We start from the raw sequence: 21,587 nt of genomic DNA on the forward strand, positions 1-21,587 counted from the left end.
ATCTATCCTTGCCGATATAATTTGCCAGTTAACGCATCCCTGATTTCTGATGGATTTTTACGCGCACCAACTTCTCCTTCTAATATTGGGACACGATTGCCAAATTGCCGCCGTACTTCTTCTACACTACGACATGGTTCTAATCCACTTATATTTGCACTGGTCGAAACAAGTGGTTTTTCATATATAGCACATAGCTGCTGAACCAAAGGATGATCCGTAACTCGAACGGCCAATGTTGAAAATTTGCCAGTCAACCATTTTGGTGTAGTTGCTTTAGCGGGGATTACCCACGTAACAGGACCAGGCCAAGATGAGAATATGGTTTCTTTCTGTGTATCATTTATCTGTTCATCATCAACATAAGGACATAATCTCTCATACTTATCAGCAATAAGAATTAACCCTTTCTCCCAAGGCCTATTTTTCAACGCTAATAGCTCTTGCACTGCATTTTCACTATCAGGATCACACCCTAATCCAAAAACGGCTTCAGTTGGATAGGCAATAACTTTTTCTTCTTTTAAGGCCGTGATAACTTCATCAAATACTGGTGAGATTACGTAACTCATTTCATTTCTCAATTTCGTTAACTTGCTGCTTACTACACAATTTACTGGCACAAAATAATTTTACGCCTTGGGAAGTGCGCTTTTCTATTAACAATGGATAGCAACAAAACATGCATTCACCTGAGGTTGGCTTATTGTTAAGTGCAAACTGACATTCTGGATAACGACTACAGGAATAAAATGTCTTACCAAAACGAGATTTACGCTGGAGTAATTTTCCTTGCTGGCATTGAGGGCAATTAATTGACGTATCATCTGGCTTATCAATTAATTCTGTATATTCACATTCAGGATAATGACCACAGCCAACGAACATACCATAACGCCCTTGGCGTAAGACTAAAGTGAAACCACATTTGGGACAGATTTGCCCATCCAATTCTTTAACAATATGTCCATCTACTTGTACTTTCAAAGGACGAAGATATTGGCAAGATGGATAACTGGAACACGCATAAAATGGGCCATGAACGCCATTGCGGATCACTAACTCAGCATTACACTCAGGGCAACGCTCTATTTCTTTTATAGTAAAAGGGACTTTCTTAGACATATCTCACTCGCTGAATATCGGCAGCCACCATAACATTGGAAAAAGCACAAATAAAATCGCTTAATTAGTTCGGACATACCCACCAGCAACAACAGCAACTTTTCCCATGAGTTCCAACTCCAATAATTTGGTCATAACTTCGGTAACAGGTAGGAAAGAGCGCTGGGCAATCACATCAATAGGTGTAACTTCACTACTTACGTTAACCAGCACATCCACAAATGGCAACTCTGTTTGTTCAAATTGTTTATTTTCTTCCCCCTGGCCTTTCTCTTCGATGTTAATCCATTGAAACGACGAACTAATATGTTCCATGATATCCATTACATTTGTTGCCAAATAAGCCCCTTGTTTAATCAACCAATGATTACCTTCGTTCGCAGGAGTGCCTAATGGACCAGGTAATGCAAAGATATCTCGCCCTTGTTCAAGAGCGCAACGCGCTGTAATCAGTGATCCACTATTCTTATGAGCTTCCACAATAAGAAGAGCCAAACTTAACCCACTAATAATTCGATTTCGCCTTGGGAAATGCTTGGCTTTAGGTGGCGCATCAGGAAAAAATTCGGAAACTAATGCACCATGGTCTTTAATATGTCTGGCCAAAGACTTATGTCTACTGGGGTAGATATTTTTAAAACCACTACCAAGTACCGCTACTGTTTTCCCTCCCGAATCCAATGCTGCCTGATGGCAAATACCGTCAATACCAATCGCCAGCCCACTAGTTATTACCAGATTATTTTTAGCCAAGTCACTAGCAAATATCTTTCCCCATTTTTCGCCATAAAAAGTCGCAGCCCTACTACCAACCATTGAAATTTGCTTTTGAGATAAGACCGATACATCACCTACAACAAAAAGAATAAGAGGTGGAGAGTGTATTTGCTTTAATAAAGGCGGATATGCGGGATGAGAAAAAGTCAACAAATGATGATCTGGTTGTTCTAACCAATTGAGAGCCGAAACCAGCGCGGATGTGTTAGCTTTCATAAATTGCAAGCATTGCGCAGATGACAGACCACATGATTTAAGGGAAGATATACTGCAATTTTTCGTTTGTAACAGGCGATCCATAATAAGCATGGCCTTCGCTGCTGAAAGATGAGAGACCATTTTCATTCTTAACCACATTTCCATCGCTTCCATATCGTCATCCTGACCTGAGGTTGAGAGCAACCCTCTCATGATTAATTTATGGCCAATACTGTCAATCTAAATGGGAAATGTCTAGAATAGGCATCAATTATCACTCACTTTTTGGATGCAGTTCTAAACATATATGTCAGTTTTACAAGTATTACATTATCCAGACGAGCGACTTCGCACAGTTGCCAAGCCAGTAGAAAAAATCGATGCAGAAATCCAGCGTATCGTTGATGATATGTTTGAAACGATGTATGCAGAAGAAGGTATTGGTTTAGCGGCAACACAAGTCAATATACATCAGAGAATTATTGTCATTGACATCTCTGAGGATCGTGATCAACGTCTTGTTCTGATTAACCCGGAATTGATTAATGAAACTGGTGAAACAGGAATAGAAGAAGGTTGTTTATCTGTTCCTGAACAGCGTGGATTTGTGCCTCGCTCTGAGCAAGTAAAAATTAAGGCTTTAGACTATGACGGCCAACCATTTGAGTTAGAAGCCGATGGATTACTGGCAATCTGTATTCAACATGAAATGGATCATTTAGTCGGTAAACTCTTTGTTGATTATTTATCACCATTGAAACGCCAACGCATCCGTCAGAAAGTTGAAAAAATTGATCGACTGAGAGCCAAAAACAAATAATTCTTATTATTGCAGGAAATAACAGTGTCTGATTCTTTACGTATTATTTTTGCCGGAACACCTGATTTCGCGGCTCGTCATTTGGCTGCTTTATTAAACTCTCAACACCAGGTTGTCGGAGTGCTCGCTCCACCAGACAAGCCGGCAGGAAGAGGTAAGAAACTGACACCAAGTCCTGTAAAGGTATTGGCTGAAGAACATGATATTCCTGTTTTCCAGCCAAAAACCTTACGTACGGAAGAAAGCCAGCAATGGGTCATGGCGCAACAAGCTGATATTATGATCGTTGTTGCCTATGGCTTAATTCTTCCTCAAGCCGTTTTAGATATACCACGCTTGGGCTGCTTGAATGTCCATGGTTCTTTGTTACCTCGCTGGCGAGGTGCAGCCCCCATTCAGCGCTCCATTTGGGCTGGCGACCAAGAAACTGGCGTAACGATCATGCAAATGGATGCAGGACTTGATACTGGTAATATGCTGTTGAAAGCCATTTGTCCAATTACAAATGAAGATACCAGTGCTAGCTTATACGAAAAACTTGCCGATATTGGGCCAAAAGCCTTACTGAACACCTTAGATTTGATCACATCGGGAACACTCCAGCCTGAAATTCAGGATGACACTCTCACAACCTATGCTGAAAAACTGAGTAAAGATGAAGCAAAAGTAGATTGGAATTTACCTGCAAGCCAAATTGAGCGTTGTATTCGAGCCTTTAACCCTTGGCCTATGAGCTTCTTCTTAGTTGATGATCAACCAATTAAAATCTGGCAGGCAGAAGTCATTGCAGAGCAAACCACCCAAGCTCCGGGAACAATTATCAGCGCAGATAAAAAAGGTATTCAAATTGCAACTGCGGATGGGATATTAAATATTGTTCAATTGCAACCACCGGGCAAAAAAGCAATGTCAGTTGCCGATCTCTTAAACTCCAAACGTGAGTGGTTTATACCTGGCAGCAAACTCAACTAATACTAACCTGACTTTGCCTGAATATTTTTGCATTCAGGCTTCTTCCTATTTACTATGCTGACGAAAGTCAGCTCTTTGACCATACCATGAAAAATACATATAACCTGAGAAGCATCGCTGCAAAAGCAATCACTCAAGTGCTTGAGCAAGGGCAATCCCTCAGCACTGTTATACCTGAACTCCAACAAAAAGTTTCTGATAAAGATAAGGCGCTGTTGCAAGAGATCTGTTTTGGTGTGATGAGAGTATTACCTCAACTTGAGTGGTTTATCAGTCAACTAATGGCAAAGCCATTGAAAGGAAAACAACGTATTTTCCATTACCTAATCATGGTTGGTATATATCAACTGATATATACACGTATACCTGCACACGCTGCACTGGCCGAAACCGTCAATGGCGCAACTAATTTAAAACGACCACAGCTGAAGGGAGTAATTAATGGTGTCCTTCGCCAATTTCAGCGCCAACAACAAGAATTAATTGAACGGGAAAATAATCAATACTTACATCCCAAATGGCTGCTAGAACGCATTCAAAAAGCATATCCACAAAATTGGCAAACTATAGTGGATGCCAACAACCAAAAACCACCTATGTGGCTACGAGTTAACCAATTTCATCATACGGCGAAAGAATATCTTGCACTATTAGAAGAAGCTAATATAGAAGCAGAATTAGATATCAACCATCCTAATGCTATTCGTCTTCTAAATCCCTGTCCTGTCAGTGCCCTACCCGGATTTAATCAAGGCTGGGTAACTATTCAGGATCGCTCCGCGCAGGGATGTGCTGAACTCTTAAACCCATGTGATGGTGAATATATACTAGATCTTTGCGCTGCACCTGGTGGAAAAACCACCCATATCCTCGAAATAGCACCAAAATCTAAGGTTCTTGCTATCGATGTTGATGAACAACGAATTAAGCGAGTAAAAGAGAATTTACAGCGGCTTAATTTGCATGCTGTCGTCAAAACAGGTGATGGACGCCTTCCACACGAATGGGCTGCTGATGAACAATTTGATCGTATTCTTCTTGACGCGCCGTGCTCTGCTACAGGGGTTATTCGCCGTCACCCTGACATAAAATGGTTACGCCGGAATGAAGATATAGATCAATTGGTTACACTGCAATCTGAAATCCTTGAAGCTATCTGGCCATATTTGAAGCGAAATGGCACGCTGGTTTATGCCACCTGTTCAATTTTACCTCAGGAAAATAGTGAGCAAATAAAAGCATTTTTGGCCCGTCATCCCGATGCAGTATTATCAGAAGCAGGTAATTTGGATACCCCTGGAACACAAATTATTCCAGAAGCTACGGGCGGTGACGGTTTCTTTTATGCCCGACTAAATAAGCAATAATAACGCTCTCTCGTTCCAACTGAACGAGAGAATTTTGTGGTTTTGCTAAAATAGCAAGAATAGAAAATGGCTTCCAATTGAGAAGAGAATGCTATGAAGATAATCATTCTGGGTGCTGGTCAGGTTGGTGGAACATTAGCTGAGAATTTAGTTGATGAAAACAATGATATTACTGTCGTTGACACCGATACAGATCGTCTACGCCAGTTACAGGATAAATTCGATCTCCGAGTTGTCAATGGTCATGGCTCCCATCCCAGAGTATTGAAGGAAGCTGGCGCTGAAGATGCTGATATGTTAATAGCTGTCACAAATTCAGATGAAACCAATATGGTTGCATGCCAAATTGCTTATTCTCTATTTAACACGCCTAATAAAGTCGCCAGAATACGCTCATCAGAATATATCCGAGAATCAGAAAAATTATTTCAACCTGATGATATTCCTATTGATTACCTAATATCTCCTGAGCAACTGGTTATTGATTACATCTATAAATTAATCCAATACCCAGGAGCATTACAAGTTGTTAATTTTGCTGAAGGGCGTGTCAGCATTGTCGCAGTTAAGGCCTATTATGGTGGTTCACTGGTAGGCAATGCCTTATCCTCACTCCGAGAGCATATGCCACATATTGATAGCAAAGTTGCTGCAATATTTCGTCAAGATCGCCCCATTAGACCACAAGGTTCAACAATTATTGAAGCTGGAGATGAAGTATTCTTCGTGGCAGCATCACAACATATCAGGGCCGTAATGAGCGAATTACAACGCCTTGAAAAACCGTATAAACGCATCATGATTGTTGGTGGTGGTAATGTTGGTGCAGGCTTAGCCTTACGGCTTGAAAAAGACTACAGCGTCAAGTTAATTGAGCATAACCCAAAAAGAGCCATTGAATTAGCTGAACTATTGCACGATACCATCGTGTTTTATGGTGATGCTTCAGATCAAGAATTGCTAGCTGAAGAACACATTGAACAAGTTGACGTTTTTATAGCGCTAACAAATGATGATGAAGCCAATATTATGTCAGCCATGCTTGCAAAACGAATGGGGGCTAAAAAAGCAATGGTTCTTATTCAACGCAGTGCATATGTTGATTTAGTACAAGGTGGGGTCATTGATATTGCAATTTCACCTCAACAAGCAACAGTATCGGCGCTACTTGGTCATGTCCGTAAAGCAGATATTGTCAGTGTGTTCTCATTAAGAAGAGGAGCTGCTGAAGCTATCGAAGCCATAGCTCATGGCGATGAACATACTTCAAAAGTTGTTGGACGTAAGATAAGTGATATCAAATTACCACCAGGAACAACAATAGGTGCCATTGTCCGTAATGAAGAAGTCATCATTGCTAATGATTACAGTATTATTCAACAAGGTGATCATGTAATCATGTTTATTACTGATAAAAAATTCGTGCCTGAAGTAGAAAAGCTTTTCCAGCCAAGTCCTTTCTTCCTGTAAAAACATCAATTCGAACTTATTCGATTAATAAAATCTACTTAAAAAGCTAGAAGGCCAATGATAACAACTTGATAAAACTATTATCATTGGCCTCCCAACCATGTTTTTTACCATGTTTTTCTTTACGATTATAACTTCCTTTACCTTTTTTATTTTTTTCTACTCTCTGTCTAAACAAAGGATCATGTAATAAAGCTTCTATAGCATTATCTTTGATAACACCTTTTTTATGGCGATATGTTGTCATAATAATCTCTAAATTAATTAATAAAATCGTTTTATGATTAAAAACAGTGCGATTGTACTCTTAGCACTCAGAACAATAAAGAAAAATTATCTGTTTGTCGCACCTTCTTCCAAAATTTCCAATATAGAACAATATGTACTGACGTGAGTACTACCACAACAAGCATCACTCAACATTTTCAAAGAATCACGCATTTTTTGCATTTCTAATAATTTTTCTTCAACTTCTCGCAATCTAGAATCAACAATATGTTTTGACTCCTTGCATGTATGGTGCTCAGGATCAACCCTAATAGATAGTAGTTCTACAATTGCTTCGAGTGTAAAACCTAATTGTTTTGCATAGCGGATAAAACGTAATCGCTGTAGATCTTGTTCAGTATATAGTCTATAACCACCTTCCGTTCTTTCTCCATGAAGCATCAGCCCCTGTTTTTCATAAAAGCGGATAGTGTCAGGTGTTACACATGCTAATTTAGCCAACTGACCAATACGATACATAAGATTATCCCTCCAAGTAGAAAATAATCACAATACTATCAGAATAGGCTAAGAGATCATCTGAACAGGAAAAATTTGCAGATTAGCTGATGAATATAAAACGGAGAGTTAGAGGATCAAAATTAAAAGGCAATAAAAAACCGGGATAATACCCGGCTTTTTACGCTCCTACAGATTACTCTGCAGATGCTACTTCTGTCTGAGACTCTGCTGCACGGTCAACAAGCTCGATGTATGCCATCGGTGCATTGTCACCAGCACGGAAGCCACACTTCAGAATACGAGTGTAACCACCTGCACGGCTCGCAAAACGCGGGCCCAGTTCATTAAACAGTTTTGCCACGATCTCGTTATCACGAGTACGGGCGAATGCCAGACGACGATTAGCTACGCTGTCGGTCTTGGCAAGAGTAATCAGCGGCTCAACGACGCGACGCAGTTCTTTCGCTTTAGGCAGAGTCGTCTTGATGATTTCATGACGAACTAAAGAACCTGCCATGTTACGAAACATAGCTTGGCGATGGCTGCTGTTGCGGTTCAATTGACGACCACTCTTACGATGGCGCATGACCTTATCCTTCTCAGTAAAACCTTAACCTGTGATCTAGTTACTCATCAGCAATACTTGCTGGTGGCCAGTTTTCCAGACGCATGCCCAGAGAAAGTCCACGTGAAGCCAGTACATCTTTAATCTCAGTAAGAGATTTTTTACCCAAGTTAGGTGTTTTAAGTAACTCAACTTCAGTACGCTGTACCAGATCACCGATGTAGTGGATAGCTTCTGCTTTAAGGCAGTTAGCAGAGCGGACAGTCAATTCCAGATCGTCAACAGGGCGCAGCAGGATCGGATCAAACTCTGGCTTCTCTTCTTTTACTTCTGGTTGACGTACATCACGTAAATCAACGAAAGCTTCTAGTTGTTCAGCCAGAATGGTAGCTGCACGGCGAATCGCCTCTTCAGGATCGATTGTACCGTTAGTTTCCATCTCGATAACCAGCTTATCCAAGTCAGTACGCTGTTCTACACGAGCTGCTTCAACATTGTAGGCGATACGCTCTACTGGGCTATAGCAGGCATCTACTAACAAACGACCGATAGGGCGCTCATCTTCTTCCGAATGAATTCGGGCAGAAGCCGGCACATATCCACGACCGCGCTGAACTTTAATACGCATACTAATGGAAGCGCTTTCGTCAGTCAGATGGCAGATTACGTGCTGCGGCTTGACGATTTCGACATCACCGTCATGGATGATATCGGCTGCAGTCACAGGGCCAATGCCAGATTTATTCAAAGTAAGGATAACTTCATCTTTACCCTGAACTTTCACCGCCAGCCCTTTCAGATTGAGGAGAATCTCCAGGATATCTTCCTGTACACCTTCTTTGGTGCTGTACTCATGCAGTACACCATCAATCTCAACCTCAGTCACCGCACAACCCGGCATAGACGAAAGCAGAATACGGCGCAGTGCGTTGCCAAGAGTATGGCCAAAGCCACGCTCTAATGGCTCAAGGGTCACCTTGGCGTGCGTCGAACTGACTTGCTCGATATCTACCAGGCGCGGTTTTAGAAACTCTGTCACAGAACCCTGCATTGTGTCCTCTCTTTGGTGCTAAGCTTTACTTGGAGTAAAGCTCGACGATCAGGTGTTCGTTAATGTCAGCGGATAGATCAGTACGTTCAGGAATACGCTTGAACACACCTTCCATCTTCGCAGCATCAACTTCCAACCAAGTTGGTTTCTCACGCTGCTCAGCCAGCTCTAAAGCTGCTTTAATACGAGCCTGCTTCTTCGCTTTTTCACGAACGCTGACTACGTCATTCGGGGATACCTGATAAGAAGCGATGTTAACAACGCGACCATTTACCATGATAGCCTTGTGGCTTACCATCTGGCGTGATTCAGCACGAGTCGCGCCAAAACCCATACGATAAACGACGTTATCCAAGCGACTTTCCAGCAAGTTCAGCAGGTTTTCACCTGTGTTGCCTTTCAGACGAGTCGCTTCTTTATAGTAGTTACGGAATTGACGCTCCAGAACACCGTAAATACGACGAACTTTTTGTTTTTCACGTAACTGTACACCATAGTCAGACAGACGCGGTTTACGTGCGCCGTGCTGGCCTGGTGCCTGTTCTAATTTACACTTGGTGTCAATCGCGCGAACGCCAGACTTCAGGAAAAGGTCTGTACCCTCGCGACGGCTCAGCTTGAGCTTAGGACCCAAATATCTTGCCATTTTCTTTCTCCAACAATCCTAAAAAACGCAGACGTACTAAACGCGACGTTTTTTCGGTGGACGACAACCGTTATGAGGGATCGGAGTCACATCAGTAATATTAGTGATGCGGAAACCAGCCGCATTTAATGCGCGGATAGTTGACTCACGGCCAGGACCAGGTCCTTTAACCATAACTTCCAGGTTCTTAATTCCGTACTCTTTTACTGCTTCAGCGCAGCGCTCTGCTGCAACCTGAGCTGCAAACGGAGTAGATTTACGAGAACCACGGAAACCGGAACCACCGGCAGTTGCCCAACCCAATGCGTTACCTTGACGATCAGTAATAGTAACGATGGTATTGTTGAAAGAAGCATGGATATGAGCCACACCGTCAGAGACTTGTTTTCTTACACGCTTACGTGCACGAATAGGTGCTTTTGCCATTATTCAATACCCCGATTATTTCTTGATCGGTTTACGCGGACCCTTACGGGTACGTGCATTGGTCTTAGTACGCTGACCGCGAACTGGCAGACCACGACGATGACGCAAACCACGATAGCAACCAAGATCCATCAGACGTTTGATACTCAGGGTTACTTCACGACGCAGATCACCTTCTACAACGTATTTGGCAACTTCGTCACGCAGCTTGTCAATTTGCTCTTCAGACAGCTCACTGATCTTAACATTTTCAGCAATGCCCGCTGCTGCACAAATTGCTTGTGAGCGGGTTTTACCGATACCGTAGATCGAAGTTAATGCGATTACAGTATGTTTTTGATCAGGAATGTTAATGCCTGCTATACGGGCCACTATGCACTCCTACAATATTTATTCACTGCAACATCATTCTGAAAAGCCCGTTTTCAGGATACTCAAATAATGTTGCTGTTAGATAAAAAAGATTGGCTGGCTAATTTAGCCAGCTCAACCCAACTTTGCAAGAAAAATATGCGATTAATTAGCCTTGGCGCTGTTTGTGCTTAGGCTCTGCATTGCAAATCACACGAACGATACCGTTACGTCTAACAATTTTGCAATTGCGGCATAATTTCTTGACGGAAGCACGAACTTTCATTTTTACTCTCCGTAACTTCTCAAGCAAACCAATTAGCGGTTATATCCTTTCAGGTTTGCTTTCTTCAATGCAGACTCATATTGACTCGACATCATCAGAGTTTGCACTTGAGCCATAAAGTCCATGATGACGACGACTACAATCAGTAGGGAAGTACCACCAAAATAGAATGGAACTTTCATTGCATCACGCATGAACTCCGGGATTAAGCAGATAAAAGTAATATATAACGCACCAATTAAGGTTAGACGAGTCATTACTTTATCAATGTACTTAGCCGTTTGCTCTCCCGGACGAATTCCTGGTACGAATGCACCGGACTTCTTCAGGTTATCTGCTGTTTCTCTTGGATTGAAAACCAAGGCCGTGTAGAAGAAACAGAAGAAGATGATTGCAGATGCGTATAATAACACATAAAGCGGTTGACCTGGTTGCAAATACATAGAAATAGTTGTCAACCAATTCCAGCCTGTTCCCCCTCCAAACCAAGAAGCTATGGTACCGGGGAACAAAATAATACTGGAAGCAAAAATTGCAGGGATAACCCCAGCCATATTCACTTTCAACGGCAAATGTGTACTTTGTGCTGCGAAAACTTTGCGACCTTGCTGACGTTTTGCATAGTTAACAACGATACGACGTTGACCACGCTCAATGAAAACAACGAAGAAAGTTACGGCAAACACTAATACTGCAACCAACAGCAACAGGAGGAAGTGCAGGTCGCCTTGCCGAGCTTGCTCGATGGTGTGACCAATTGCAGGCGGTAGACCCGCAACGATACCAGCAAAGATTATGATTGAAATACCGTTACCGATACCTCGCTCAGTAATCTGCTCACCCAACCACATCAAGAACATGGTTCCCGTGACCAGACTTACAACAGCCGTGAAATAGAATGCAAAGCCAGGATTAATCACTAATCCTTGCATTCCTGGCATATTCGGCAACCCAGTAGCAATACCGATTGACTGGAATATTGCCAGCACTAATGTGCCATAACGGGTGTACTGACTGATCTTACGACGACCAGCTTCCCCTTCCTTCTTAATCTCTGCTAAACGGGGATTAACCACAGTTAGCAACTGGATAATAATAGATGCAGAAATATACGGCATTATACCCAGTGCAAAGATAGAAGCACGGCTTAAAGCACCACCAGAGAACATGTTAAACATTTCAATGATGGTGCCTCTTTGCTGCTCGAGCAATTTGGCAAGCACAGCGGCATCAATACCAGGGATTGGAATAAAAGAGCCAATACGGAAAACAATTAGAGCGCCAATGACAAACAAAAGTCTGCGTTTTAACTCGCCTAATCCGCCTTTGGCACTTTGAAAATCTAATCCTGGTTGTTTAGCCATCTGTTACTTATTCCTCAATTTTACCGCCAGCAGCTTCAATTGCAGCACGGGCGCCTTTAGTAACACGCAAGCCACGCACAGTTACTGCGCGATTGACTTCGCCAGAAAGCATCACTTTTGCGAATTCAATTTGAGGGCCAATAATGTTAGCAGCTTTCAGTGCATTCAGATCGATAACATCGCCTTCAACGCGGGCAAAATCAGACAGACGAATTTCTGCGGTGACCATTGCTTTACGTGAAGTGAAACCAAATTTTGGCAGACGACGATATAAAGGCATCTGGCCGCCTTCAAAACCACGACGAACGCCACCGCCAGAACGAGACTTCTGACCCTTGTGACCACGACCGCCGGTTTTACCCAGGCCAGAACCGATGCCACGACCTACACGTTTAGGTGCGTGCTTGGCACCTTCAGCCGGAGACAGAGTATTTAAGCGCATCTGTTACTCCTCAACTTTAACCATATAGGAAACCAAGTTGACCATACCGCGAATAGCTGGTGTATCTTCACGCTCAACGGTATGCCCAATGCGACGCAGACCTAAACCAGTCAGAGTTGCCTTATGCTTAGGCAAACGACCAATTGAACTGCGAACTTGAGTAATTTTAATAGTCTTAGCCATGGTCATTACCCCAGAATTTCTTCGACGGATTTGCCACGCTTAGCTGCGACCATTTCTGGAGACTTCATGCTGTCTAAAGCGTCCAGAGTTGCACGAACCACATTGATTGGGTTAGTGGAACCGTAGGTTTTAGCCAGTACGTTACGAACTCCAGCCACTTCCAGAACAGCACGCATCGCACCACCGGCGATGATACCTGTACCTTCGTGAGCAGGCTGCATAAACACGCGAGAACCGGTGTGTGAGCCTTTCACTGGGTGGTACAAAGTGCCGCTGTTAAGTGCGACGGTTTTCATATTGCGACGTGCTTTTTCCATCGCTTTCTGGATTGCTGCCGGAACTTCGCGTGCTTTGCCGTAGCCAAAACCAACGCGACCGTTACCATCACCAACTACAGTCAGTGCTGTAAAGCTGAAAATACGGCCACCTTTAACGGTTTTAGATACGCGGTTTACCGCGATCAGCTTTTCCTGCAGTTCGCCAGCTTGTTTTTCGATGTGAGCCATCTTACACCTCTACCTTAGAACTGAAGGCCAGCTTCACGGGCAGCATCTGCCAGTGCCTGGACTCTACCATGATATTGGAAACCAGAACGGTCAAAGGATACATCTTTGATGCCTTTTTCCAGAGCACGTTCAGCAACAATCTTACCAACTAATGCTGCGGCTTCTTTGTTTCCAGTAAATTTCAGTTGTTCACTGATAGCTTTTTCTGTTGTAGAAGCGGCCACCAGAGTTTCAGAACCATTTGGTGCGATAACCTGCGCATAGACATGGCGAGGGGTACGATGTACCACCAGGCGAGTCGCACCCAGTTCTTTGAGCTTGCGGCGTGCGCGGGTCGCACGACGGATACGAGCTGCTTTCTTATCCATAGTGTTACCTTACTTCTTCTTAGCCTCTTTGGTACGCACGACTTCATCGGCGTAACGAACACCCTTGCCTTTATATGGCTCAGGACGACGATAGGCACGCAAATCTGCCGCAACCTGACCAATCACCTGCTTATCAGCACCTTTCAGTACGATTTCAGTTTGTGATGGGCATTCCGCAGTTATGCCTGCTGGCAGCTGATGCTCAACCGGATGCGAGAAGCCTAAAGACAAGCTAACTACGTTGCCTTTAACTGCTGCACGATAACCAACACCAACCAGCTGAAGTTTCTTAGTGAAACCTTCGTTAACACCAATAACCATAGCGTTCAGCAGAGAACGAGTTGTACCTGCCTGCGCCCAAGCGTCAGCAAAACCTTCGCGCGGAGCGAAAGTCAGTTGGCTATCCGCATGATTAACTTCAACTGCGTTGTGGATTTTACGACTTAGCTCGCCGTTTTTACCCTTAATCGAAATAACCTGACCGTCGAGTTTAACCTCTACGCCGGCAGGAATGACGACGGGTGCTTTTGCAACACGAGACATTCTTTCCTCCCGAATTAAGCTACGTAGCAGAGAATCTCGCCACCCAGACCAGCCTGGCGAGCTGCACGATCAGTCATTACACCTTTAGAGGTAGAAACAACAGCGATTCCCAAACCAGCCATAACTTGTGGCAGCTCATCTTTTTTCTTATAGATGCGCAGACTTGGGCGGCTTACACGCTGAATGCTTTCTACAACAGCCTTACCTTGGAAATACTTCAGAGTGATTTCCAGTTCTGGCTTAGTGTCGCCTTCGATTTTAAAATCTTCAATGTAACCTTCTTCCTTCAGCACCTTGGCAATTGCCACTTTCAGCTTGGAGGAAGGCATGGTGACCGCAACTTTATTCGCGGCCTGACCGTTACGGATACGGGTCAGCATATCCGCGATCGGATCTTGCATGCTCATCTGTCTTTACTCCCGTGATTCAATTGGTGACAATTACCAGCTAGCCTTTTTAAGGCCCGGGATTTCACCGCGCATAGCGGCTTCACGGACTTTAATACGGCTCAACCCAAACTTCCGCAAAAATGCATGCGGACGCCCAGTTTGACGGCAGCGGTTACGCTGACGGCAAGGGCTGGAATCACGTGGCAGTGTTTGCAGTTTAAGAACAGCATTCCAACGGTCTTCATCAGATGCGTTTACATCAGAGATGATCGCTTTCAGTTCAACGCGTTTTGCGAAGAATTTCTCAGCTAATTTCGCACGTTTTACATCACGTGCTTTCATTGATTGCTTAGCCATGAGTACCCTGCCTTACTTGCGGAACGGGAAGTTAAACGCAGCCAACAGTGCGCGGCCTTCATCATCAGATTTCGCTGTAGTGGTGATAGTAATATCTAAGCCACGTACGCGATCCACTTTATCGTAATCGATTTCAGGGAAGATGATTTGCTCACGAACACCCATGCTGTAGTTACCACGACCATCGAATGATTTAGCGGACAAACCACGGAAGTCACGGATACGTGGTACAGCAATAGAAATCAGGCGCTCAAAGAACTCCCACATGCGTTTTCCACGCAGGGTCACTTTACAGCCGATTGGATAGCCCTGACGGATTTTGAAGCCTGCAACTGATTTGCGTGCTTTGGTGATCAATGGCTTCTGACCAGAGATTGCTGCCAAATCAGCCGCTGCGTTATCCAGCAGTTTTTTGTCAGCAATTGCTTCACCAACACCCATGTTCAGGGTGATCTTCTCGACCCGAGGGACTTGCATGACAGAATGGTAACCAAACTGAGTCATCAGTTTCTTGACTACCTCGTCTTTGTAGTAATCATGCAGTTTCGCCATCGTATACTCCAAATTACTTGATAGTTTCGTTGTTAGATTTGAAGAAACGTACTTTTTTACCGTCTTCGAATCTAAAACCTACACGGTCAGCCTTGCCGGTTGCTGCGTTGAAGATTGCAACGTTAGAAACATTGATAGCTGCTTCTTTTTCAACGATGCCACCTGGTTGGTTCAGAGCCGGAACTGGTTTCTGATGTTTTTTAACCAGGTTGATGCCTTCAACAATGATTTTACCAGAAGAAAGAACCTGTTTTACTTTACCGCGCTTGCCTTTGTCTTTACCAGTCAGCACGATAATTTCGTCATCACGACGGATTTTCGCTGCCATTGCCTGCTCCTTAGAGTACTTCAGGTGCCAGAGAGATAATTTTCATGAACTTTTCATTACGAAGTTCACGAGTCACCGGCCCAAAAATACGCGTACCGATAACTTGCTCACTATTGTTGTTCAACAATACGCAAGCGTTGCTATCGAAGCGAATGACAGAACCGTCCGGGCGACGAACACCCTTCTTGGTGCGCACCACTACCGCTTTCAGGACATCACCTTTTTTCACTTTACCACGAGGAATTGCTTCCTTGATAGTGATCTTGATGATGTCACCGACATCTGCGTAGCGACGGTGCGAGCCACCTAGAACCTTGATACACATTACGCGACGTGCACCGGAGTTGTCGGCCACGTTCAGCATAGTCTGTTCTTGGATCATTTTAGTGCTCCGCTAAATGTCAACTACTACTGAGCCACTTTATTTTTAAAGAGGCCGTTTCAATATCCCATACTACGAGGGCGCGGCATTATAACACCACATCTTCGCGATGGACAGAAAAATAAACGGCCCCGTTATTTTCTGGGCCGTTTATTTCATACGACACAGCGATCTATTATAGAACCGCTTTTTCTATAACGCGAACTAAAGTCCAAGATTTAGTCTTAGACAGTGGACGGGTTTCGCGGATCTCCACTACATCACCAGTTCCACATTCATTGTTCTCGTCATGTACGTGCAGTTTAGTCGTACGTTTGATGAACTTACCATACAATGGGTGTTTCACCTTACGCTCAATAGCAACAACAATGGATTTTTCCATTTTGTCGCTAACAACACGACCTTGCAGAGTACGGATTTTATCGGTCATTACGCACCCGCCTTCTCAGTCAGTAAAGTCTTAACGCGTGCAATATTACGACGCACTTGTTTCAACAGGTGAGACTGTTGCAGCTGGCCACTTGCCGCCTGCATACGCAGATTAAACTGTTCACGTAACAGGTTCAGCAGCTCAGTGTTCAGCTCTTCAACGCTTTTTTCGCGCAGCTCTTGTGCTTTCATTACATCACCGTCTTAGTTACAAAGGTGGTTTTGATAGGCAGTTTCGCTGCCGCCAGCTTGAATGCTTCACGAGCCAGCTCTTCAGGCACACCGTCCATTTCATACAGGACTTTACCGGGCTGGATCAAGGCAACCCAGTATTCTACGTTACCTTTACCTTTACCCATACGCACTTCGAGTGGCTTTTCGGTGATAGGTTTGTCTGGGAACACACGGATCCAGATTTTACCTTGACGTTTAATTGCACGGGTCATTGCACGACGTGCCGCTTCGATCTGACGAGCAGTCAGACGACCACGGCCCACAGCTTTAAGACCGAAAGTGCCGAAGCTAACATCCGCACCTGCAGCCAGACCACGGTTGCGGCCTTTGTGCACTTTACGGAATTTCGTACGCTTTGGTTGTAACATCAGCGACTCTCCTTACTTGCGGCCTTTACGCTGCTGCTTTTTAGGTTGAGCAGCCGGTTTTTCCGCCTGTTCAACTGCAGCCATACCACCCAGGATCTCACCTTTGAAGATCCATACCTTAACGCCGATTACACCATAAGTGGTGTGCGCTTCAGAAGTATTGTAGTCGATGTCTGCACGCAGAGTGTGCAGAGGTACACGACCTTCACGATACCACTCAGTACGTGCAATTTCAGCACCGCCCAGACGGCCGCTGACTTCCACTTTGATACCTTTCGCGCCCAAACGCATAGCGTTCTGTACAGCACGTTTCATAGCACGGCGGAACATTACACGACGTTCCAGCTGTGAACTGATGCTGTCAGCAACCAATTTTGCGTCCAGTTCAGGTTTACGCACTTCGGCAATATTGATCTGCGCAGGAACGCCAGCAATATTCGCTACAGCCTTACGCAGTTTTTCAACGTCTTCACCTTTTTTACCGATTACAATCCCTGGGCGAGCAGTGTGAATGGTTACACGGATGCTTTTCGCAGGACGTTCGATAACGATACGTGAAATAGATGCTTTAACCAGTTCTTTGTTCAAGTACTGGCGAACTTTAAAGTCGCTGTCCAGGTTGTCAGCGAATTCTTTGGTATTCGCATACCAGGTAGAGTTCCAAGGTTTGACAATACCCAGACGAATACCATTAGGATGTACTTTCTGACCCATTGCTAGTCTCCAGAGTCTCAGCGATCGGACACAACCACAGTGATGTGGCTGGTGCGCTTCAGGATACGATCTGCGCGGCCTTTGGCACGAGGCATAATACGCTTCATAGTTGGGCCTTCGTCTACGAAAATTTTCGTGACTTTCAGATCATCGATGTCAGCGCCATCGTTGTGTTCTGCGTTAGCAATAGCAGACTCAAGTACTTTCTTCACTAAACCAGCAGCTTTTTTGTTGGTATAGGTCAGAGTTTCCAGAGCTTGCGACACTTTCTTACCGCGGATCAGGTCAGCCACAAGGCGAACCTTCTGAGCAGAAGAACGAGCGTGGCGATGTTTAGCGATAGTTTCCATCTCTTCCTCCTACCTTAGCGCTTTTTAGCCTTTTTATCGGCCGCATGGCCGCGATAAGTACGGGTCGGCGCGAATTCACCCAGTTTATGACCAACCATTTCGTCGGAAACAAAAACTGGAACATGCTGACGACCATTATGGACAGCGATGGTCAAACCGATCATGTTAGGAAAGATCGTTGAACGACGGGACCAAGTCTTAATAGGCTTTTTGTCTCCGCTTTCCACCGCTTTCTCTACCTTCTTCAGCAAGTGCAGGTCAATAAATGGACCTTTCTTGAGAGAACGTGGCATGGCTTATCCTCTAATTATTTTTTAGAACGGCGACGTACGATATACTTATCAGTACGTTTGTTGCTACGGGTCTTCTTACCTTTGGTCTGGATGCCCCATGGAGTTACAGGGTGTTTACCAAAGTTACGACCTTCACCACCACCATGTGGATGGTCTACTGGGTTCATCGCCGTACCACGAACGGTAGGACGAATACCACGCCAGCGGCTTGCACCAGCTTTACCCAGAACGCGCAGCATATGTTCTGCGTTACCAACTTCACCTAAAGTAGCACGGCAATCAGACAGTACTTTACGCATTTCACCAGAACGCAAACGCAGGGTCACATAAGAACCATCACGTGCAACGATCTGAGCATAAGCACCTGCTGAACGAGCCAACTGGCCACCTTTACCTGGTTTCATTTCTATGTTGTGAACAGTAGAACCAACCGGAATGTTGCGCATTGGTAGGGCGTTACCGGTCTTGATCGCTGAATCAGCACCAGACTGGATTTGATCACCCGCTTTCAGGCCCTTAGGTGCAAGGATGTAACGACGCTCACCGTCTTTGTACAGAACCAGTGCGATGTTTGCTGAACGGTTTGGATCATATTCCAGACGCTCAACAACAGCAGGGATACCGTCTTTGTTACGTTTGAAGTCAATCAGACGATAATGCTGTTTATGGCCACCACCGATGTGACGAGTGGTAATACGACCATTGTTGTTACGACCACCAGTTTTGTTGTTTTTTTCCAACAACGGAGCATAAGGTTTACCCTTATGCAGCTCAGGGTTAACCACTTTAACAACGTGGCGACGGCCCGGAGACGTAGGTTTACATTTAACAATTGCCATTGTTCTTTACTCCTCCGACTTACTCAGCGCCGCCAACGAAGTCCAGGTTCTGGCCTTCTTTCAAGGTGACGTAAGCCTTTTTCCAGTCGCTACGACGACCAATACGCTGTCCGTGGCGTTTAACTTTACCTTTAACCAGCAAAGTGTTTACACCTTCAACTTCAACTTCAAACAGTTTCTGTACGGCAGCTTTGATCTCTGCTTTAGTCGCGTCTTTCGCAACTTTGAGAACGATGGTGTTGCTTTTTTCCATCGCTGTAGAAGCTTTTTCAGATACGTGCGGCGCGCGCAGTACTTTCAGCAGACGTTCTTCACGGATCATGCCAGCATCTCCTCAACTTGCTTCACAGCTTCAGCAGTCATAACCACTTTGTCGAAGGCAATCAGGCTTACAGGATCGATACCCGCTGTATCACGAACGTCAACCTTATACAGGTTACGAGCTGCTAAGAACAGGTTCTCATCAACTTCGCCAGTGATAATCAGCACGTCTTCCAGAGCCATTTCTTTCAGTTTCTGTACCAGCAACTTAGTTTTAGGTGCTTCAACAGAGAACTTCTCGACAACGATCAGACGATCTTGACGTACCAGTTCAGACAGGATGCTTTTCAGAGCACCACGGTACATCTTTTTATTAACTTTTTGACTGTGGTCCTGTGGTTTCGCTGCGAAAGTTACACCACCAGAGCGCCAAATTGGACTCTTAATAGAACCAGAACGTGCACGACCAGTACCTTTCTGACGCCATGGTTTTTTACCTGAACCAGAAACTTCAGCACGAGTTTTCTGAGCACGAGTACCTTGACGAGCACCAGCTGCATACGCAACAACTACTTGATGCACAAGCGCTTCATTGAAATCACGCCCGAAGGTAGTTTCGGAAACAGTCAGCGCGCTTTGCGCGTCTTTCATTACCAATTCCATTCCTATCTCCTTGACGTTACGCCTTGACAGCCGGTTTTACGATCAGGTTGCTGTTCGTTGCACCTGGAACAGCACCTTTGACCAGCAGCAGGTTACGCTCAGCGTCAACACGTACTACATCTAAGCTCTGAACGGTTACACGCTCATTACCCAGTTGGCCTGCCATTTTCTTGCCTTTGAACACCTTGCCCGGAGTCTGGTTCTGACCGATAGAACCCGGAACACGGTGAGACAAGGAGTTACCATGGGTAGCATCCTGAGTACGGAAGTTCCAGCGTTTAACAGTACCCGCGAAACCTTTACCTTTAGATGTACCAGTAACGTCAACTTTTTTAACGTCAGCGAAAATTTCAACGCTAATGCTTTGACCTACAGTGAATTCAGCATCGCCCTCTGACAGGCGGAATTCACGCAAAATGCGGCCAGCTTCGACGCCAGCTTTAGCGAAATGACCTGCTTCAGGTTTACTAACACGGTTAGCTTTTTTGCTACCAGTCGTTACCTGAATTGCACGATAACCGTCAGTCTCTTTGTTTTTAACTTGAGTTACACGGTTATTTTCGATTTCGATAACAGTTACAGGGATTGAAACGCCATCTTCAGTGAAGATACGAGTCATGCCCACTTTTTTACCGACTAAACCAATCATTGTTTCAACCTCTCAATCGTTCAATGACCTGATTAACCCAGGCTGATCTGCACGTCTACACCGGCAGCCAGATCCAGACGCATCAGAGCATCAACGGTTTTCTCGGTTGGCTCAACGATGTCAACCAGACGTTTGTGAGTGCGAATTTCGTACTGATCACGCGCATCTTTATTAACGTGTGGAGAAATCAGAACGGTAAAACGCTCTTTACGAGTTGGCAGAGGGATCGGACCACGAACCTGCGCACCAGTGCGCTTCGCAGTCTCTACGATTTCCGCAGTTGATTGATCGATCAAACGATGATCAAATGCTTTCAGGCGGATACGGATTCTTTGGTTCTGCATGAGACCAGAGCTCCAACTATTTTATAAACGTAAATGATTACTACTCACACCCATTTCGGTTGATGGGGGAGTGTAATCGTTCTGTGCATAACCCCCATATCGGGAGTATTTTAAATGACCGGCTATTCACCGCTCATTACTGATAATAATCAGCCCTACTCTTGTAGGTAAGCTCGCGCATTATACGTGAATTTACCCACAAAGCAATATTAAGAGTGAAATCTATGCAAAAAGTACTACAAGAAA

The 21,587-nt window shown here is 44.6% G+C and carries 37 protein-coding genes; 4 read left to right on the forward strand and 33 right to left on the reverse strand.

The window, feature by feature from the left end; all coding sequences use genetic code 11:
• Nucleotides 1-2: 2 nt before the first annotated feature.
• The 3 genes from tsaC to dprA are packed head-to-tail and all read right to left on the reverse strand — an operon-like array spanning nucleotide 3 to nucleotide 2,274.
• A complete protein-coding gene (gene tsaC, locus ACE1SE_RS17775) occupies nucleotides 3-572 on the reverse strand; it encodes an L-threonylcarbamoyladenylate synthase type 1 TsaC (protein WP_374051994.1) in 570 nt (189 codons plus the stop codon).
• Nucleotide 573: 1 nt separating this feature from the next.
• Complete coding sequence (locus ACE1SE_RS17780) at nucleotides 574-1,125, reverse strand: DNA topoisomerase family protein (protein ID WP_374051995.1); 552 nt, start codon at nucleotides 1,123-1,125, stop codon at nucleotides 574-576.
• A gap of 60 nt (nucleotides 1,126-1,185) precedes the next feature.
• A complete protein-coding gene (gene dprA / locus ACE1SE_RS17785; RefSeq protein ID WP_374051996.1) occupies nucleotides 1,186-2,274 on the reverse strand; it encodes a DNA-protecting protein DprA in 1,089 nt (362 codons plus the stop codon).
• Between the two features lie 133 nt (nucleotides 2,275-2,407).
• Between dprA and def the strand changes: the two genes are divergently transcribed.
• The 4 genes from def to trkA all read left to right on the forward strand — a co-directional run bounded on the left by def (nucleotide 2,408) and on the right by trkA (nucleotide 6,729).
• The gene (gene def / locus ACE1SE_RS17790) at nucleotides 2,408-2,920 is read left to right on the forward strand and encodes a peptide deformylase (RefSeq protein WP_374051997.1); all 513 of its coding nucleotides are present in this window, start codon (nucleotides 2,408-2,410) and stop codon (nucleotides 2,918-2,920) included.
• A 24-nt stretch (nucleotides 2,921-2,944) separates the two neighbouring features.
• On the forward strand, nucleotides 2,945-3,892 hold the full coding sequence (gene fmt, locus ACE1SE_RS17795; protein WP_374051998.1) for a methionyl-tRNA formyltransferase: 948 nt from the start codon (nucleotides 2,945-2,947) through the stop codon (nucleotides 3,890-3,892).
• A gap of 86 nt (nucleotides 3,893-3,978) precedes the next feature.
• Nucleotides 3,979-5,259: a 16S rRNA (cytosine(967)-C(5))-methyltransferase RsmB gene (gene rsmB, locus ACE1SE_RS17800; RefSeq protein ID WP_374051999.1), complete on the forward strand. Its 1,281-nt coding sequence runs from the start codon at nucleotides 3,979-3,981 to the stop codon at nucleotides 5,257-5,259.
• A 93-nt stretch (nucleotides 5,260-5,352) separates the two neighbouring features.
• Nucleotides 5,353-6,729 carry a Trk system potassium transporter TrkA gene (gene trkA / locus ACE1SE_RS17805; protein WP_374052000.1) on the forward strand — a complete coding sequence of 459 codons (1,377 nt, stop codon included), beginning with the start codon at nucleotides 5,353-5,355 and terminating at the stop codon, nucleotides 6,727-6,729.
• Nucleotides 6,730-6,775: 46 nt separating this feature from the next.
• On the opposite strand, the gene ACE1SE_RS17810 is transcribed toward trkA, so the two are convergent.
• From ACE1SE_RS17810 to rpsJ, 30 genes are all read right to left on the reverse strand, one after another.
• Nucleotides 6,776-6,976, reverse strand: coding sequence for an alternative ribosome-rescue factor A (locus ACE1SE_RS17810; RefSeq protein ID WP_374052001.1), 201 nt, complete (start codon nucleotides 6,974-6,976; stop codon nucleotides 6,776-6,778).
• Between the two features lie 86 nt (nucleotides 6,977-7,062).
• Complete coding sequence (gene zntR, locus ACE1SE_RS17815) at nucleotides 7,063-7,476, reverse strand: Zn(2+)-responsive transcriptional regulator (RefSeq protein ID WP_374052002.1); 414 nt, start codon at nucleotides 7,474-7,476, stop codon at nucleotides 7,063-7,065.
• Nucleotides 7,477-7,651: 175 nt separating this feature from the next.
• On the reverse strand, nucleotides 7,652-8,044 hold the full coding sequence (rplQ, locus tag ACE1SE_RS17820) for a 50S ribosomal protein L17 (protein WP_074021494.1): 393 nt from the start codon (nucleotides 8,042-8,044) through the stop codon (nucleotides 7,652-7,654).
• Between the two features lie 40 nt (nucleotides 8,045-8,084).
• Nucleotides 8,085-9,074: a DNA-directed RNA polymerase subunit alpha gene (locus tag ACE1SE_RS17825; protein WP_038269634.1), complete on the reverse strand. Its 990-nt coding sequence runs from the start codon at nucleotides 9,072-9,074 to the stop codon at nucleotides 8,085-8,087.
• A 25-nt stretch (nucleotides 9,075-9,099) separates the two neighbouring features.
• Entirely contained in the window at nucleotides 9,100-9,720 is a 621-nt protein-coding gene (gene rpsD, locus ACE1SE_RS17830; protein WP_045960135.1) for a 30S ribosomal protein S4, read from the reverse strand.
• A gap of 36 nt (nucleotides 9,721-9,756) precedes the next feature.
• Nucleotides 9,757-10,146: a 30S ribosomal protein S11 gene (gene rpsK, locus ACE1SE_RS17835; RefSeq protein ID WP_002919257.1), complete on the reverse strand. Its 390-nt coding sequence runs from the start codon at nucleotides 10,144-10,146 to the stop codon at nucleotides 9,757-9,759.
• A gap of 15 nt (nucleotides 10,147-10,161) precedes the next feature.
• The gene (gene rpsM / locus ACE1SE_RS17840; RefSeq protein ID WP_038240472.1) at nucleotides 10,162-10,518 is read right to left on the reverse strand and encodes a 30S ribosomal protein S13; all 357 of its coding nucleotides are present in this window, start codon (nucleotides 10,516-10,518) and stop codon (nucleotides 10,162-10,164) included.
• A gap of 148 nt (nucleotides 10,519-10,666) precedes the next feature.
• On the reverse strand, nucleotides 10,667-10,783 hold the full coding sequence (gene rpmJ / locus ACE1SE_RS17845) for a 50S ribosomal protein L36 (RefSeq protein ID WP_074021491.1): 117 nt from the start codon (nucleotides 10,781-10,783) through the stop codon (nucleotides 10,667-10,669).
• Between the two features lie 32 nt (nucleotides 10,784-10,815).
• Nucleotides 10,816-12,147, reverse strand: a complete 1,332-nt coding sequence (gene secY, locus ACE1SE_RS17850; protein ID WP_074021490.1) for a preprotein translocase subunit SecY — start codon at nucleotides 12,145-12,147, stop codon at nucleotides 10,816-10,818.
• Between the two features lie 7 nt (nucleotides 12,148-12,154).
• The gene (gene rplO / locus ACE1SE_RS17855; protein WP_045960137.1) at nucleotides 12,155-12,589 is read right to left on the reverse strand and encodes a 50S ribosomal protein L15; all 435 of its coding nucleotides are present in this window, start codon (nucleotides 12,587-12,589) and stop codon (nucleotides 12,155-12,157) included.
• Nucleotides 12,590-12,592: 3 nt separating this feature from the next.
• On the reverse strand, nucleotides 12,593-12,772 hold the full coding sequence (rpmD, locus tag ACE1SE_RS17860; protein ID WP_045968059.1) for a 50S ribosomal protein L30: 180 nt from the start codon (nucleotides 12,770-12,772) through the stop codon (nucleotides 12,593-12,595).
• Nucleotides 12,773-12,777: 5 nt separating this feature from the next.
• Nucleotides 12,778-13,278 (reverse strand): 30S ribosomal protein S5, encoded by a 501-nt coding sequence (gene rpsE / locus ACE1SE_RS17865; protein WP_045968057.1) that lies wholly within the window; start codon nucleotides 13,276-13,278, stop codon nucleotides 12,778-12,780.
• A 14-nt stretch (nucleotides 13,279-13,292) separates the two neighbouring features.
• Nucleotides 13,293-13,646 carry a 50S ribosomal protein L18 gene (gene rplR / locus ACE1SE_RS17870; RefSeq protein WP_374052003.1) on the reverse strand — a complete coding sequence of 118 codons (354 nt, stop codon included), beginning with the start codon at nucleotides 13,644-13,646 and terminating at the stop codon, nucleotides 13,293-13,295.
• Between the two features lie 9 nt (nucleotides 13,647-13,655).
• Nucleotides 13,656-14,189, reverse strand: coding sequence for a 50S ribosomal protein L6 (gene rplF / locus ACE1SE_RS17875; protein ID WP_074021488.1), 534 nt, complete (start codon nucleotides 14,187-14,189; stop codon nucleotides 13,656-13,658).
• A 14-nt stretch (nucleotides 14,190-14,203) separates the two neighbouring features.
• Nucleotides 14,204-14,596, reverse strand: coding sequence for a 30S ribosomal protein S8 (gene rpsH, locus ACE1SE_RS17880; protein ID WP_038240479.1), 393 nt, complete (start codon nucleotides 14,594-14,596; stop codon nucleotides 14,204-14,206).
• 33 nt (nucleotides 14,597-14,629) lie between these two features.
• The gene (rpsN, locus tag ACE1SE_RS17885) at nucleotides 14,630-14,935 is read right to left on the reverse strand and encodes a 30S ribosomal protein S14 (RefSeq protein WP_010847489.1); all 306 of its coding nucleotides are present in this window, start codon (nucleotides 14,933-14,935) and stop codon (nucleotides 14,630-14,632) included.
• 12 nt (nucleotides 14,936-14,947) lie between these two features.
• Nucleotides 14,948-15,487: a 50S ribosomal protein L5 gene (rplE, locus tag ACE1SE_RS17890; RefSeq protein WP_074021486.1), complete on the reverse strand. Its 540-nt coding sequence runs from the start codon at nucleotides 15,485-15,487 to the stop codon at nucleotides 14,948-14,950.
• Nucleotides 15,488-15,500: 13 nt separating this feature from the next.
• Nucleotides 15,501-15,815: a 50S ribosomal protein L24 gene (gene rplX / locus ACE1SE_RS17895; RefSeq protein WP_374052004.1), complete on the reverse strand. Its 315-nt coding sequence runs from the start codon at nucleotides 15,813-15,815 to the stop codon at nucleotides 15,501-15,503.
• A gap of 10 nt (nucleotides 15,816-15,825) precedes the next feature.
• Nucleotides 15,826-16,197, reverse strand: coding sequence for a 50S ribosomal protein L14 (gene rplN, locus ACE1SE_RS17900; RefSeq protein ID WP_004246955.1), 372 nt, complete (start codon nucleotides 16,195-16,197; stop codon nucleotides 15,826-15,828).
• A 175-nt stretch (nucleotides 16,198-16,372) separates the two neighbouring features.
• A complete protein-coding gene (gene rpsQ, locus ACE1SE_RS17905; RefSeq protein WP_374052005.1) occupies nucleotides 16,373-16,627 on the reverse strand; it encodes a 30S ribosomal protein S17 in 255 nt (84 codons plus the stop codon).
• Nucleotides 16,627-16,818 carry a 50S ribosomal protein L29 gene (gene rpmC, locus ACE1SE_RS17910; RefSeq protein ID WP_010847484.1) on the reverse strand — a complete coding sequence of 64 codons (192 nt, stop codon included), beginning with the start codon at nucleotides 16,816-16,818 and terminating at the stop codon, nucleotides 16,627-16,629. The genes rpsQ and rpmC overlap by 1 nt, the downstream gene beginning before the upstream one ends.
• Nucleotides 16,818-17,228 (reverse strand): 50S ribosomal protein L16, encoded by a 411-nt coding sequence (gene rplP / locus ACE1SE_RS17915; protein WP_012990491.1) that lies wholly within the window; start codon nucleotides 17,226-17,228, stop codon nucleotides 16,818-16,820. The genes rpmC and rplP overlap by 1 nt, the downstream gene beginning before the upstream one ends.
• A gap of 12 nt (nucleotides 17,229-17,240) precedes the next feature.
• Nucleotides 17,241-17,942, reverse strand: a complete 702-nt coding sequence (gene rpsC, locus ACE1SE_RS17920) for a 30S ribosomal protein S3 (RefSeq protein ID WP_074021480.1) — start codon at nucleotides 17,940-17,942, stop codon at nucleotides 17,241-17,243.
• 17 nt (nucleotides 17,943-17,959) lie between these two features.
• Nucleotides 17,960-18,292, reverse strand: a complete 333-nt coding sequence (gene rplV, locus ACE1SE_RS17925; protein ID WP_010847481.1) for a 50S ribosomal protein L22 — start codon at nucleotides 18,290-18,292, stop codon at nucleotides 17,960-17,962.
• 14 nt (nucleotides 18,293-18,306) lie between these two features.
• Complete coding sequence (gene rpsS, locus ACE1SE_RS17930; protein ID WP_011148791.1) at nucleotides 18,307-18,585, reverse strand: 30S ribosomal protein S19; 279 nt, start codon at nucleotides 18,583-18,585, stop codon at nucleotides 18,307-18,309.
• A gap of 14 nt (nucleotides 18,586-18,599) precedes the next feature.
• Entirely contained in the window at nucleotides 18,600-19,424 is an 825-nt protein-coding gene (rplB, locus tag ACE1SE_RS17935) for a 50S ribosomal protein L2 (protein WP_189760122.1), read from the reverse strand.
• 19 nt (nucleotides 19,425-19,443) lie between these two features.
• Nucleotides 19,444-19,746, reverse strand: a complete 303-nt coding sequence (gene rplW / locus ACE1SE_RS17940; RefSeq protein WP_038269605.1) for a 50S ribosomal protein L23 — start codon at nucleotides 19,744-19,746, stop codon at nucleotides 19,444-19,446.
• Complete coding sequence (gene rplD, locus ACE1SE_RS17945) at nucleotides 19,743-20,348, reverse strand: 50S ribosomal protein L4 (protein WP_074024774.1); 606 nt, start codon at nucleotides 20,346-20,348, stop codon at nucleotides 19,743-19,745. The genes rplW and rplD overlap by 4 nt, the downstream gene beginning before the upstream one ends.
• Nucleotides 20,349-20,364: 16 nt before the next feature.
• The gene (rplC, locus tag ACE1SE_RS17950) at nucleotides 20,365-20,997 is read right to left on the reverse strand and encodes a 50S ribosomal protein L3 (RefSeq protein WP_374052006.1); all 633 of its coding nucleotides are present in this window, start codon (nucleotides 20,995-20,997) and stop codon (nucleotides 20,365-20,367) included.
• 32 nt (nucleotides 20,998-21,029) lie between these two features.
• Complete coding sequence (rpsJ, locus tag ACE1SE_RS17955; RefSeq protein WP_001181005.1) at nucleotides 21,030-21,341, reverse strand: 30S ribosomal protein S10; 312 nt, start codon at nucleotides 21,339-21,341, stop codon at nucleotides 21,030-21,032.
• Nucleotides 21,342-21,587: the final 246 nt, after the last annotated feature.

Source organism: Xenorhabdus taiwanensis (genome assembly GCF_036512875.1).
Lineage (GTDB): Bacteria > Pseudomonadota > Gammaproteobacteria > Enterobacterales > Enterobacteriaceae > Xenorhabdus > Xenorhabdus taiwanensis.